The organism is Rhizobium sp. B21/90, assembly GCF_019355815.1.
In the GTDB taxonomy this organism is placed as follows: Bacteria; Pseudomonadota; Alphaproteobacteria; order Rhizobiales; family Rhizobiaceae; genus Rhizobium; species Rhizobium rhododendri.
In genome coordinates this window covers 555,194-568,686 of the sequence record NZ_CP072162.1, presented here as the reverse complement: position 1 = coordinate 568,686, position 13,493 = coordinate 555,194, and the positions used below count along the sequence as shown (strand labels likewise).

13 protein-coding genes are annotated in these 13,493 nt (G+C 61.9%); 8 read left to right on the top strand and 5 right to left on the bottom strand.

Annotated elements, in window-relative coordinates; translation table 11 throughout:
* Positions 1–49: 49 nt before the first annotated feature.
* Genes hemC through J5278_RS02650 form a run of 6 tightly spaced genes read left to right on the top strand, consistent with a single transcriptional unit; the run spans position 50 to position 5,858 of the window.
* Positions 50–979 carry a hydroxymethylbilane synthase gene (hemC, locus tag J5278_RS02675; RefSeq protein WP_209185262.1) on the top strand — a complete coding sequence of 310 codons (930 nt, stop codon included), beginning with the start codon at positions 50–52 and terminating at the stop codon, positions 977–979.
* A 3-nt stretch (positions 980–982) separates the two neighbouring features.
* On the top strand, positions 983–1,729 hold the full coding sequence (locus J5278_RS02670) for a uroporphyrinogen-III synthase (RefSeq protein ID WP_209185263.1): 747 nt from the start codon (positions 983–985) through the stop codon (positions 1,727–1,729).
* 60 nt (positions 1,730–1,789) lie between these two features.
* Entirely contained in the window at positions 1,790–2,989 is a 1,200-nt protein-coding gene (locus tag J5278_RS02665) for a COG4223 family protein (RefSeq protein WP_209185264.1), read from the top strand.
* A gap of 9 nt (positions 2,990–2,998) precedes the next feature.
* Positions 2,999–4,639 carry a heme biosynthesis protein HemY gene (locus tag J5278_RS02660; RefSeq protein WP_209185265.1) on the top strand — a complete coding sequence of 547 codons (1,641 nt, stop codon included), beginning with the start codon at positions 2,999–3,001 and terminating at the stop codon, positions 4,637–4,639.
* Positions 4,640–4,651: 12 nt separating this feature from the next.
* Positions 4,652–5,137 (top strand): TerB family tellurite resistance protein, encoded by a 486-nt coding sequence (locus J5278_RS02655; protein ID WP_142824695.1) that lies wholly within the window; start codon positions 4,652–4,654, stop codon positions 5,135–5,137.
* Entirely contained in the window at positions 5,127–5,858 is a 732-nt protein-coding gene (locus J5278_RS02650; RefSeq protein ID WP_209185266.1) for a glutamine amidotransferase, read from the top strand. The genes J5278_RS02655 and J5278_RS02650 overlap by 11 nt, the downstream gene beginning before the upstream one ends.
* Before the next feature lie 5 nt (positions 5,859–5,863).
* Here the strand turns inward: J5278_RS02650 and J5278_RS02645 are convergent, their stop codons facing one another.
* Complete coding sequence (locus J5278_RS02645) at positions 5,864–7,117, bottom strand: MFS transporter (protein WP_209185267.1); 1,254 nt, start codon at positions 7,115–7,117, stop codon at positions 5,864–5,866.
* A 104-nt stretch (positions 7,118–7,221) separates the two neighbouring features.
* On the opposite strand from J5278_RS02645, the gene J5278_RS02640 reads away from it, so the two are divergent.
* Entirely contained in the window at positions 7,222–7,566 is a 345-nt protein-coding gene (locus tag J5278_RS02640) for a YggT family protein (protein ID WP_142824692.1), read from the top strand.
* Positions 7,563–7,877, top strand: a complete 315-nt coding sequence (locus tag J5278_RS02635) for a DUF167 domain-containing protein (protein ID WP_209185268.1) — start codon at positions 7,563–7,565, stop codon at positions 7,875–7,877. The genes J5278_RS02640 and J5278_RS02635 overlap by 4 nt, the downstream gene beginning before the upstream one ends.
* Here the strand turns inward: J5278_RS02635 and ppa are convergent, their stop codons facing one another.
* The 4 genes from ppa to J5278_RS02615 all read right to left on the bottom strand — a co-directional run bounded on the left by ppa (position 7,878) and on the right by J5278_RS02615 (position 13,380).
* Positions 7,878–8,420 (bottom strand): inorganic diphosphatase, encoded by a 543-nt coding sequence (ppa, locus tag J5278_RS02630; RefSeq protein ID WP_142824690.1) that lies wholly within the window; start codon positions 8,418–8,420, stop codon positions 7,878–7,880.
* Between the two features lie 184 nt (positions 8,421–8,604).
* Positions 8,605–9,111, bottom strand: coding sequence for a GNAT family N-acetyltransferase (locus J5278_RS02625; protein WP_209185269.1), 507 nt, complete (start codon positions 9,109–9,111; stop codon positions 8,605–8,607).
* A gap of 203 nt (positions 9,112–9,314) precedes the next feature.
* A complete protein-coding gene (gene typA, locus J5278_RS02620) occupies positions 9,315–11,129 on the bottom strand; it encodes a translational GTPase TypA (protein ID WP_142824688.1) in 1,815 nt (604 codons plus the stop codon).
* Positions 11,130–11,316: 187 nt separating this feature from the next.
* Positions 11,317–13,380 carry a M3 family metallopeptidase gene (locus J5278_RS02615; RefSeq protein WP_209185270.1) on the bottom strand — a complete coding sequence of 688 codons (2,064 nt, stop codon included), beginning with the start codon at positions 13,378–13,380 and terminating at the stop codon, positions 11,317–11,319.
* Positions 13,381–13,493 lie beyond the last annotated feature (113 nt).

Sequence of the window (13,493 nt, the reverse complement as noted above, 5' to 3'; positions counted from 1 at the left end):
CAGTCTAAACCTGTTTACGAGAACTGTCGGTAACAACGGATCAATACGGATGCAAACGAAACCTTTCCGGATCGGCACACGCGGTAGTCCGCTTGCGCTGGCCCAGGCCCACGAGGCGCGAGACCGGCTGATTGCCGCCCATGGCCTGCCCCCGGAAATGTTCGAGATCGTCGTCATGACGACGATGGGCGACCGCATTACCGACCGTTCGCTGGCTGAAATCGGCGGCAAGGGGCTGTTCACCCAGGAACTCGAACTGCGGCTTTTGACCGAGGACCTGGACTTTGCCGTGCATTCGGCCAAGGACATAGCCACCAATCTGCCCGAAGGCCTCTATCTCTCCGCCTTCCTGCCACGCGAAGATATCAGGGATGCCGTGATCGGCCGAACGGCGCCGAGCCTGATGGAATTGCCGCAGGGCGCAACGGTCGGCTCTGCCTCGCTACGTCGGCAGGCGCTGATCCGCCGCATCCGGCCGGATATCAATGTCATCGTCTTTCGCGGCGCAGTCGACACGCGGCTGCGCAAGTTGCACGAAGGCCAGGCCGATGCCACGCTTCTGGCCGTGGCCGGGCTGAAGCGACTGGGCAAGTTCGACGTGCTTACCGAGATACTCGACCCCGACGCCTTTCCGCCGGCGCCGGCGCAGGGCGCAATCGCCATCGAAAGCCGGGTCGGAGACATCAGGACCGACGCGTTGCTTGCGCCGATCAACGACATCCCCACCTTCGACACCGTCTCCTGCGAGCGCGGCTTCCTCGCGACGCTCGACGGCTCCTGCCGAACGCCGATTGCCGGCTACGCCACCTGCGACGGCGACAACCTGCGCTTTTTCGGCATGATTCTCACCCCGGACGGTCGCATCGAGCACAACATCACCGTCGAAGGCCGGCGCTCGGATGCCGAAGCCCTTGGCGCTGCCGCCGGCGAGGCGGTGCGCGACAAGGCCGGTCCGACCTTTTTCAACAGCTGGAGCTGACAGATGCGCGTGCTCGTCACCCGTCCCGCAGCATCGGGCGAGCGCACCGCGAAAAAGCTCGAAGCACGCGGCCATGAGGCGCTCCTTCTTCCGCTGACGGCAGCAGTCCACGATCCCAAGGCCGCATCGGCGGCACTGGACAACGCAAATGGCGCCATTGCCGTCACCAGCGCAGAGGCGCTCCGTGCATTGCAAGCCATCGGCCCGGCACTCTCCGCACATTTCGGACGACCGCTCTTTGCCGTCGGCAAGGCAACCGCCGAAAAGGCAGTCGCAGCCGGTTTCACCACTGTCCACCATTCCCGTGGCGATGGCGCCGAACTTGCCGATCTCGTGGCCAGCAAGAAATCCTTACTGGGTGATCGTCCGCTGACCTATCTCGCAGGCTCCCCCCGCGCGTCAGGCTTCGAAAAGCAGCTCTCCCTGCACGGCGTCCCGTTCGACTGCATCGAATGCTACCGCATGGAGCCGGTTGAGCCGCCTGAAACACTGCTGCAGCGCCTTTTCAGCGACGTTCCCGTCGATGCAGTGCTCTTCTACTCCAGCCACACCGCCAGACGTTTTTTCGGCCTCGATGCAGTATCCAGGCATCTGCAGCAGCTGAAAAAGACGCGGCTTCTTTGCCTGAGCGCGACGATTGCCACAATCGTCCCCTACCCGTTGCGATCAGCGGTCGAAATAGCGGAGATCCCGGAGGAAGACAGCATGCTCGGCCTTCTCGATCCCGATCCGAGCGCTAATTTGATCTAAGCTCTTTCCATAAACCGCTTCACTGTCTACCTTCTTCGCAGTGCATCACATGAGGACGCCATGATCCCCGGTAATCCGCCGCATCATACGAAGCCCGACGAAGAGCCCGTAACGATCGATCTGGAAGCCAACGAGGCTGACCGCCGCGAAGCCGAGATCGAAAGTCACAAGGACGAAATCGGCACCTCCGCCACGGACACAGTGGATATCAAGCCGCAGCCCGAGCCGGAACCGGAACAGGCATACGAGCCCGCCGGACCAACGCCGACAGAGCCACCGGCCCCGACAGCCACGGCACCCGCCAACAGCACCACGGGCCTGATTGCAGCCGGTATCGTCGGCGGTCTGATCGCGCTGATCGGTGCCGGAGCGCTGCAATATGCAGGCGTCCTGCCCGCCGCTTCCGGAAACGATAAGCAGCAATTCACGTCGCTGGACGCTGAGATCGACGGGCTGAAGCAGAGCGTCGCCAATCTGGCCACCTCTCCCGCAGCAACGCCGGATGCCGCGCTGGAAGCACGCATTGGCGCGCTCGAGACAGCCATGAAGAACAACCCGCAGGCGGCGACCGCCAACGGCGCCGTCGACACCGCCTCCGCCCAGAAAATTTCCGATCTGACGGCCGAAGTCGACCAGCTGAAAGCCAGCATGACGCAGACCACGCAGAGTCAGGCAACGACCGGCGCCGACATCAGCAAGCGGCTGGACGATGCTGAGAAAAAGCTGAACGACCCGGGCAAGGATGTCGCCGTTGCCCAGGCGATCGCTGCTGCCGGCCTCAAGGCGGCGATCGATCGCGGCGGGCCTTTCCGCGCCGAACTCGACACCTTTGCCGGCGTCTCTCCTAACGACCCGACAGTGGAAACCCTGGGCAAGTTTGCCGAAACCGGCGTGCCATCGCGCGCGGAACTGATCCGCCAGGTCCCGGATGTTGCCACCACCATCATCGGTGCGACAGAAAAGCCGGCTGAAACCCAGGGCTGGAGCGACCGCCTGATGGAAAGCGCCAAGTCGCTGGTGACCGTTCGCCCCGTCGGCAATATCAAGGGTGACGGAGTCGACGCCATTGCCGCCCGCTTCGAGGACAAGATCCGCAACGGCGACCTGCCGGGCGCTGTCAGTGAGTGGAATAGTCTCCCGGAAACCGGCAAGATGGCATCGGCGGCGTTCAAACAGTCGATCGAAGCCAGGATCAAGGTCGAGGATCTCGTCGGTGAAACCCTGTCGAAGGCGATTGCCGGCGCCGGCAAGCAGAGCTGAGGTAAGAACATGATCGTCAGACTGCTTGTCTTTATCGTCCTGATCCTTGCACTCGGCTACGGCTTCTCCTGGCTGGCCGACCGTCCGGGCGACCTGTCGCTGATGTGGGGTGGCGAGCTATATCAGACCAAGCTGATAGTCGCGGCCAGCCTTCTGATCGCTATCGTCGCCGCTGTCATGATCGTCTGGTCGCTGCTGCGGATGATCTGGACCTCGCCCCATGCCGTCAGCCGCTATTTTCGTGCCCGCAAACGTGACCGCGGCTATCAGGCATTGTCGACCGGGCTGATTGCCGCTGGCGCCGGCAATGCGCTGCTGGCCCGCAAGATGGCTGCTCGTTCGCGTGGCCTGATCCGCGCCGACCAGGAACCGCTGATCAGTCTTCTGGAGGCGCAGGCAGCGCTGATCGAAGGCAACCACGACGAGGCGCGCGCCAAGTTCGAGCTGATGGCCAAAGATCCGGAGACCCGGGAACTCGGCCTCCGTGGCCTCTATCTCGAAGCCAAGCGCCTCGGTGCCGATGAGGCTGCCCGGCAATATGCCGAACAGGCTGCAGACAAGGCACCCTATCTGCCTTGGGCGGCGCAGGCGACGCTCGAATATCGCAGCCGCGCCGGCCGCTGGGACGACGCTATCCGTCTTCTCGACCAGCAGAAGGTCGCAAGGGTCATTGGCAAGGATGAGGCGAACCGCCTGCGCGCCGTGCTTCTGACGGCACGCGCCACCGACCGGCTCGACGCGAACCCGACCGGTGCGCGCGACGACGCGCTGGCCGCCCTGAAGCTGTCCGACAATCTCGTGCCTGCCGCCCTGATTGCCGCCAAGGCGCTGTTTCGCGAAGACAAGATCCGCAAGGCAGCAGCGGTGCTGGAGGATGCCTGGAAGGTTTCTCCCCATCCCGAAATCGGCCGTGCCTACGTTCGCGCCCGCAGCGGAGACAGCGTGCTGGACCGCCTGAAACGCGCCGAGAAGCTGGAAGCGCTGCGACCCAACAATGTGGAAGCATTGCTGATCACGGCGCAGGCAGCGCTCGATGCAGGCAATTTTGCCGTCGCCCGCAGCAAGGCGGAAGCAGCCGCCCGCATGCAGCCCCGCGAGGGCGCCTTCATGCTGCTCGCCGACATAGAGGACGCCGAGACACGCGACCAGGGACGCACCCGCCACTGGCTCGCCCAGGCCTTGCGCGCACCGCGCGACCCGGCCTGGATGGCCGATGGTTTCGTGTCCGACAAGTGGCTCCCGGTTTCTCCGATCTCGGGCAAGCTCGATGCCTTCGAATGGCGGTCGCCTTTCAGCCAGCTTGAAGGCCCGGTCGAGGAAGGCACCGTCGCGTCTTTCGAGACAGCGCTCCGCAACCTGCCGCCACTGGCAGATCTACGTCAGACGCCTGCTCCAGTTTCCGCGCAATCTGCTCAGGACGCACCTGCAGCAGCCAAGCCCATGCCACCAGGACCATTGCCAGCCAGTTCACCGCCAGCCAAGCCCATGCCGGCCAGAACGCAGCCGTCGACGGCGCTGGTCACCGTGACAAAACCCGAAAGCCCGAAAAAGCCCGAGCCCCGCCCCTTCTTTGGCGGCGCCCCGGACGATCCGGGTGTCCGCACCACAAAGGCAGATCCGGAGCCCAAGACCCGGCTGAAGCTTTTTTAAGAATGAAACCGCATGTTTGAACGCTTCCAGGAATTCTTTCAAAGTCTGACGACAGATCATTCGAAACCCGGCCTTGCGCCCGACGATCCCCGGATCTCGGTGGCAGCGCTCTGCATCCAGGTGATGGAGGCCGACGGCAAGGTCGAGGCCAGCGAGAAGAAGGCGCTGCGCCGGTTGCTCAAGGACCAGTACGGCCTCGACGGCCGCGAGCTGGATGCGCTGATCGCGGCAGGCACCGAGGCCGAGAACGAGGCCGTCGACTATTTCCGCTTCACCTCGGATCTCAAGCGCCATCTTGACAGCGACCAGCGTATCGAACTGATCGGCATCCTCTGGGATATCGTCTATGCCGATGGCGAGCGCAGCGAGATGGAAGACGATGCCATCTGGCGCATCGCCGAGTTGCTGGGCGTGTCCGGCCGCGAGCGCATCATGAAGCGGCAGGAGGCAGCGGCACGGGTGCCGGGCCTCGCCGTGGAGGCTGACGATGCGGATTGAGGCGGCCAACAGCCGTCACCGGCGGCCGATCCTGATCGTGCTGCACCAGGAGCGCTCCAGCGCCGGCCGCGTCGGGCAGATGCTGCTGCAGAAGGGCTACGACCTCGATATTCGACGTCCCGTCCTCGGCGACCCCCTGCCGGAAACCCTTGAGGCGCACGGCGGCGCGGTCGTCTTCGGCGGGCCGATGAGTGCCAACGACCCCGATCCCTTCGTACGCTCCGAGATCAACTGGCTGGATGTTCCGCTGCGGGAGAACCGCCCGTTCCTCGGCATCTGTCTCGGTGCCCAGATGCTGGTGCGCCAGCTCGGCGGCAAGGTACAGGCCCGGCCGGATGAAAAAGCCGAAATCGGCTGGTATCCGCTGCATCCGACCGAGCGCGGACGTCAGCTGATGCGCTGGCCGCCTATGGTCTACCACTTTCACCGCGAAGGCTTCGATCTGCCCGCTGGAGCGGAGCTCCTGGCCAAGGGCGATACCTACCCCAACCAGGCATTCCGCTATGGCGACAACGCCTGGGGCCTGCAATTTCACGCCGAACTGACCCGTGCCATGATGCAGCGATGGGTCGTCCATGGTGCCCATCGCTTCGCACTGCCCAACGCCCAGCAGGGTCGAGATCATCTGGAGGGCCGTATGCTTTTCGACGGTGCGCTCAGGCAGTGGCTGTCGGAATTTCTCGATATCGTCTTCGAGACGCAGGTCGCGGTCGCGGCCTGAACCGATCAGGCTGACCCTGCGGCGTTTTCATCCGGGGCATCCAGCGCGTCGATCTTGCGCAGCTGCGGAAAGCCTATCGCCCAGATGATAGCCACTGCCAAGGTGCCGACACCGCCGATCACGACCGCCGGCACCGCCCCGAATACGGAGGCCATCGTCCCCGCACGGAATTCGCCGAGCTCGTTCGAGGCACCGACAAAGACCATGTTGACGGCATTGACCCGGCCTCGAACATGATCCGGCGTCCACAGGGCAATCAGGGTTTCCCGCACATAGACCGAGATCATGTCTGAAGCGCCCATGATCATCAGGGCGACGATCGACAGCCAGGGCGTGCTGGACAGGCCGAAAATCAGCGTACCCACACCGAACATCGCCACGCCGGCAAACATGTAGACGCCTGCCCGATGGCGTAGCGGATAGGTAGCCAGCAGCACCGCCGTGGCGATAGCGCCGACACCCGGTGCTGCCCGCAACAGCCCAAGGCCCCAAGGTCCGAGTGTCAAGATATCGCGGGCAAAGATCGGCATCAGCGCCACGGCGCCGCCGAGCAGCACTGCGAACAAGTCGAGCGAAATTGCACCGAGGACGACCTTCTCAGACCATATGAAGCGATATCCGGCGAGGATGGTGCTCCAGTTGGTTGCCATTCCCGTGCTCCGCTGGACGGGCTTGGCAATCATCTGGATCAGGATGGCCCCGAGAATGGAGAATACCGCGGCCACCGCATAGGCAAAGCTTGGCCCAAGACCGTAGAGCAGACCACCGGCAACAGGACCAACGATTGCAGCAGTCTGCCACGAGGACGAATTCCAGGCGACGGCATTCGACAGGTCTTCTGGCGGGACGAGATTGGGCGCCAGCGACTGTGTGGCCGGGCCAAGGAAGGCGCGTTCGATGCCCATGATGGTGAGAATGCCGAAGACCGGCAACGGCGCGAATGATCCCGTCGACGTCATCACCCACAGCGCCACGGCACAGAGCGCACCGACCAGCGTGCAGATTGCCACGATGTGGCGGCGGCTGTAGCGATCCGCGACCGAACCGGTGACCAGCGTCAGAAGCAGCGACGGCAGGAACTGCACGAGGCCGATAAGGCCCAGGTAGATGGCGCTGCCCGTCTGGTCGTACATCTGCCAGCCGACGGAGACACTGATGATCTGCGCGGCGAAGGAAACGAGAAAACGGGCAAAGAAGAAACGTGTGTAGGAAACATGGCGGAATGCGGCGAAGCGATCCGCAGACGAGATAAGCGACATGAACGGCTTTCCGTTAGCGACCGCCGTAGATCCCCCACGGCCGTTAAACATGATTCATCGTGCCGGCGGGCATACCACTTGCTCGCGCCTTCGCCAATGTCTACATGTCTGTCAATCGCGAAATGGAGACGTACATGTCCGGAATACTTCTGGCGCTCTTTCAAGTCATTGATATCGTCTTGCAGCTTTACGTCTACATCCTGATAGCCAGCGCCATCTTCTCATGGCTCTACGCCTTCAACGTGATCAATTCGAGCAACCAGTTCGTGAACTCGGTTGGCCGTTTCCTCTACAATGTCACCGAGCCGGTTCTCAATCCCCTCCGGCGCATCTTGCCGAACCTCGGCGGCATCGACATTTCGCCGATTGTCGTGTTGCTGATCATCTTCTTCATTCAGGCGGTCCTGCATAACACCGTCTACCCGGCCCTCCTTCAACTGACGATGTGAGCAGCGCCTGGCGCAAGCTTGCAGACCATGTCCGATTGTCCGTCCGGCTGACGCCGAATGGCGGCCGCGATGAGATAGACGGTATCGAGACCGGCGCCGATGGCGATGTCCATATCAAGGTGCGCGTCAGCGATGTGCCCGAAAAGGGCAAGGCCAACAAGGCGCTGATCGCCTTGCTGGCGAAAAGGCTCGGCCTGCCGAAATCCTCGATCAGCGTCACTTCCGGCGACACAGCGCGCAAAAAAATCCTCCGGATCGATGGCGACCCGGAGGAAATATGCAAGGCTCTCGATACTGTCGTAGAAGCCTGATCAGGCCTTCTTCTCGGCCGCATTGTGGCGAGCGATGGCTTCGAGGATCAATTCGCCAGCTTCCTTGGCACCCTTCCAGCCATAGATCTTCACCCACTTGCCTGGCTCCAGATCCTTGTAATGCTGGAAGAAATGCTCGATCTGCTTGATGGTGATATCAGGCAGGTCGGTGTATTCCTTGACCTTCTCGTAGCGCAGCGTCAGCTTCGGCGACGGGACGGCAATGATCTTCTCGTCCTTGCCGGAGTTGTCTTCCATCATCAGCACGCCGATAGGGCGAACGTTGATGACGCAGCCGGGAACGAGCGGCCGGGTGCTGGCGATCAGCACGTCGATCGGGTCGCCGTCTTCCGACAGCGTGTGCGGCACGAAGCCGTAATTGCCTGGATAAGTCATCGGCGTGTAGAGGAAACGGTCGACGACGAGCGTGCCGGCTTCCTTGTCCATTTCGTACTTGATCGGGTCGCCGCCGACCGGCACTTCGACGATGACGTTGACGTCTTCAGGTGGATTTTTACCAATGGAAATTGCGTCGATGCGCATGGGAGTCCCCTAAACTATGATAGCTGCCAGCCACTTAATCGGAAATAACCGGTAAGGCAACAGCGCTTCGAAAGCATGGCCTGCTTTGCGCCAAGGCCAAAAACCGCGACACCTACAAATGAATTGGCGGCGAAATTACGACGGCCGCCGCATTATGCCCGACCGCCGTGATCGCCAGCCGGTCTTACGGCCAGACAAAGCCGATCTTCTTCACCTGCTCGCCGCCAAAGGTCTCCAGCCCCTCGCAGAAATCGAGCCCGCCGTGGCTGCGATAGAAACGCTCGGCATTCTCGTTGTCTTCCAGGCACCAGACAACCATGCCCTTGCAGCCGAGCGACTTCAGCAGCCGCCGTGCCTCGCCGAACAGCAGACGGCCGAGGCCGATCCCTTGATATTCCGGACGGAGATAAAGCTCGTAGATCTCGCCTTCCTGCGGCAGCGCGCGCGCCCGGTTGAGGCCAAGTGTCGCATAGCCTGCAACGGTGCCGGCAACGTCGAGAACGAGCAGGGTCGCCGGTCCGCGCGTCGCCCGGCGCCACCAGGCTTCGCCGCGCCGCTCGATCATCTGCGACAGTGCACGGTGTGGAATGATGCCGGTGTAGGCATACTGCCAGGACAGCCGATGCGTCTCCGAAATGGCTCGGGCATCGTGCGGTTCAGCCCGCCGGACATCAATCGATAACGTTTTCATAACGCCTACTTTGGCCCGGCAACCGCAAATTAACCATCCAGCAATATTGCCGGAAACCATTTGCCCACAGGCTTTATGTGTGGACTAGCGCGAAACGTTAACTCTTTTTTAACGGATGTCACAAGAGGCCAAAAATCGAACATGTAAATAAAAAACCCCGATGCAAGCACCGGGGTTTGAGGTCTTCTGGGTGTCGAAAAGCCTTACGCGCTCTTCTTGCCGAAACGCTTGCGATCGTTCGGGTCCAGATAGGTCTTGCGCAGACGAATGGACTTCGGCGTGACTTCCATGAGTTCGTCGTCCTGGATCCAGGAGAGCGCCCGGTCGAGCGTCATACGGATCGGCGGCGTCAGGCGGACAGCTTCGTCCTTGCCGGCAGACCGGATGTTGGTCAGCTGCTTGCCCTTCAGCACGTTGACTTCGAGGTCGTTGTCACGCGTGTGGATGCCGATGATCATGCCGGCATAGACCTTTTCACCTGGCTCGATGATCATCGGGCCGCGATCTTCAAGGTTGAACATGGCGTAGGCCACGGCTTCCCCGGACTGGTTGGACAACAGGACGCCGTTGCTGCGGCCGCCGATTTCGCCCTTGAAAGGCTGGTAGCTATGAAACAGGCGGTTCATGATCGCCGTGCCGCGCGTGTCGGTCAAAAGCTCCGACTGGTAGCCGATCAGGCCGCGTGTTGGCGCGTAGAATACCAGACGCAGACGATTGCCGCCCGACGGACGAAGCTCGACCATCTCGGCCTTGCGCTCGGACATCTTCTGGACAACGATACCGGAATGCTCTTCGTCGACGTCGATGACGACTTCTTCGATCGGCTCCAGCTTGTTGCCGTTCTCGTCGTCATGCATGACGACGCGAGGACGCGACACAGCCAGTTCGAAGCCTTCGCGGCGCATGGTTTCGATCAGAACGGCAAGCTGCAATTCGCCGCGGCCGGATACGTAGAACGAATCCTTGGCTTCCGACTCTTCGACCTTCAGCGCAACGTTGCCTTCGGCTTCCTTCATCAGGCGGTCGCGAATGACGCGCGAGGTAACCTTGTCGCCTTCGGTGCCAGCCAGCGGGCTGTCGTTGACGATGAAGGACATGGTGACGGTCGGCGGATCGATCGGCTGGGCGTGCAGCGGCTCGGTAACAGCAGGATCGCAAAAGGTATCGGCAACCGTGCCCTTGGAAAGGCCGGCAATGGCGATGATGTCACCTGCGAAGGCTTCCTCGATCGGCTGGCGCTCGATGCCGCGGAACGCGAGGATCTTCGAGATACGGCCGGTTTCGATGGTCTTGCCATCAACGCCCATGACCTTGACAGGCTGGTTCGACTTGATCGAACCGGAATGAATGCGACCGGTGATGATACGGCCGAGGAACGGGTTGGCTTCGAGCAGCGTGCCGATCATGCGGAACGGGCCTTCGCCGACAGTCGGCTCTGGAACATGCTTGAGCACGAGGTCGAGCAACGGGCCAAGGCCCTGGTCCATCGGGCCTTCAGGAGCCGTGTTCATCCAGCCAGCACGGCCGGAACCGTAGAGGATCGGGAAGTCGAGCTGTTCGTCGGTGGCGTCGAGGGCAGCAAAGAGGTCGAAGACTTCGTTGACGACTTCTTCGTGACGCGCGTCCGGACGGTCGATCTTGTTGATCGCGACGATCGGGCGAAGGCCGACCTTCAGCGCCTTGCCGACCACGAACTTGGTCTGCGGCATCGGGCCTTCGGCAGCATCGACCAGCACGATAGCGCCATCCACCATCGAAAGGATACGCTCGACTTCGCCGCCGAAGTCGGCGTGGCCGGGGGTGTCGACGATGTTGATGCGAACATCTCTCCAGACGACCGACGTCGCCTTGGCCAGGATCGTGATGCCACGTTCCTTTTCGAGTTCGTTCGAATCCATCATGCGCTCAACGGTGCGCTGGTTGTCGCGGAACGAACCGGACTGCTTCAGGAGTTCGTCGACAAGCGTCGTCTTGCCGTGGTCAACGTGCGCGATGATCGCGATATTTCGCATAGACATATGGGCTACTCGGAGGGTTTGCGGGCAGCCAATAGCGCGGCCCTTATCTTCGGTTGAGGCGCTCATAGCCTGTTTTTCGCATTTGCGAAAGGGGGGGCGCGACAAAGCAGCGTCTTCCCTGCCCCGGCGCAATCGCATGGCTGGGACAGGGTATGCTGTTCAATTGATCAGCCGCCGGCACAAAGCCTTATGCGGCCAAGCCTTTTTGCGCCAGCATGGCATCCGGGCTCGGCAATTTGCCGCGGAACGCCCGGTAAGCATCTTCCGGGTCGATGGAGCCGCCGACCGAATAGATGTGAGCCTTCAGCTTCTCGGCCATCTCGGGATTGAAGGCGTCGCCCGTTTCCGTGAAGGCTGCGAAGGCGTCGGCATCGAGCACCTCGGACCACATGTAGGAATAGTAGCCGGCCGAATATCCGTCCCCGGCAAAGACATGCTGGAAATGCGGGCTGGCGTGCCGCATCACCATCGATTTCGGCATGCCGAGCGTGGCCAGAATCTCCGCCTGTTCCGCCATCGGATCCTCGACCGGCCCACGCGTATGGAATGCCATGTCGACGAGCGCCGACGATGTGAACTCGACGGTATTGAATCCGGAGTTGAAAGTCCGGGCGGCCAGAACCTTGTCGAGCAGCGCCTGCGGCATCGGCTCGCCGGTCTGGTAGTGCACGGCATAGGTCTTCAGGATATCGGGCACCGTCAGCCAGTGCTCGTAGAGTTGTGACGGCAATTCGACGAAATCGCGCGATACGCCTGTGCCGGCAACCGACGGGTAGGTGACATCGGAGAGCATTCCGTGCAGCGCATGGCCGAACTCGTGGAACAGCGTGTAGGCATCCCCCATCGACAACAGCGCCGGCTTGCCCTCGGCCGGCTTGGCGAAATTGCAGACATTGTAGATGATCGGCCGCTCGCCCAAAGCGCCGTTCTTCAACGGCAGCTTGTGCTGAGACTGGAAGGCACTCATCCAGGCGCCGGAACGCTTCGACGGCCGGGCAAAATAGTCGCCGAGGAACATCGCGATGAGCTTGTTGGAACGGTCGCGGATTTCAAAGACGCGGACATCCGGATGATAGGCGGGCGCATCGTGGATCTCGACGGCATGAAGGCCGAAGAGGCGGCCGGCAACGTCGAAGCAGGCTGCGATGATCTTGTCGAGCTGCAGGTAGGGCTTCAGTTCGGCCTCGGAAAAATCAAACCGCTCCGTGCGGATCTTTTCCGAATAGAAGCGCCAGTCCCAGGGCATGACATCGTGGTTGCCGCCGCCTGCCTTGATCAAGGCGGCAATATCCGTCTCTTCTTCCCGCGCCCTGGCGACAGCCTTGGCCCAGACCGTGGTCAGCAGATGGTTCACCGCCTCGGGCGTCTTGGCCATGGTGTTGTCGAGCTTCAGTTCGGCATAATTGCCATAGCCGAGCAACTTTGCCTTTTCGAAACGCAGCGCCAGCGTCTGGCGGATGATGTCGCGATTGTCCGTCTCCCCGCCGTTGCGGCCGCGCGCCACCCAGGCCTCAAACGCCTGCTCGCGCAGGTCGCGACGCTCGGAAAAAGTCAGGAACGGCTCTATGATCGAACGCGACAGCGTCACCGCATACTTGCCTGTATCGCCACGCTCAGTTGCAGCTGCCGCCATGGCCTCGGTGACAAACCCCGGCAGGCCGGCAAGATCGGCCGCGTCGGACAGCACCAGCGCCCAGCCCTTCTCGTCGGCCAGCACGTTCTGGCCGAAACTTGCGCCCAGGCCTGCCAGCGTCTCGTTGATTGCAGCAAGCCGCTCCTGCTCCGGTTTTGCAAGCTTTGCGCCAGAGCGCACGAAACCTTTCCAATGGCGCTCAAGCACGCGGCTTTCCTCGAGCGTCAGGCCGAGCGTATCTCGCATTTCCCAGAGCGCGTCGATCCGGGCAAACAGCGCGGCGTTCATGCCGATCTTCGAATAGTGGCGCGACATCTTGGGCGCGATCTCGCGCTCCAGGCCCTGGATCACGTCGTTGGTATGGGCACCGGCCTTGCTCCAGAACAGCGACGAGACGCGCGACAACTCGTCGCCGACGATCTCCAGGGCGACGATCGTGTTGGCGAAAGTCGGTGGCTCCGGATTGTTGGCAATCTGGTCGATCTCGCCGTCGTGCAGTTCCATGGCAGCATCAAAGGCTGGCCCAAAGTCGGCGTCATGGACGCGGTCGAAGTGCGGCAGTCCCTCATGCCCTGTCCATTCGACGAGGGCGGGATTGACGGAGAGTTGCGATGACATGGGACATCCTTTCGGCATCAGATTGGTCACGGGCATATAAGAACGCCGGACCGGCAATGGTATGGTGATCGCAGCCTGTCAGCAAAACGGTGCGGTGGCGACATGTTGGAGAG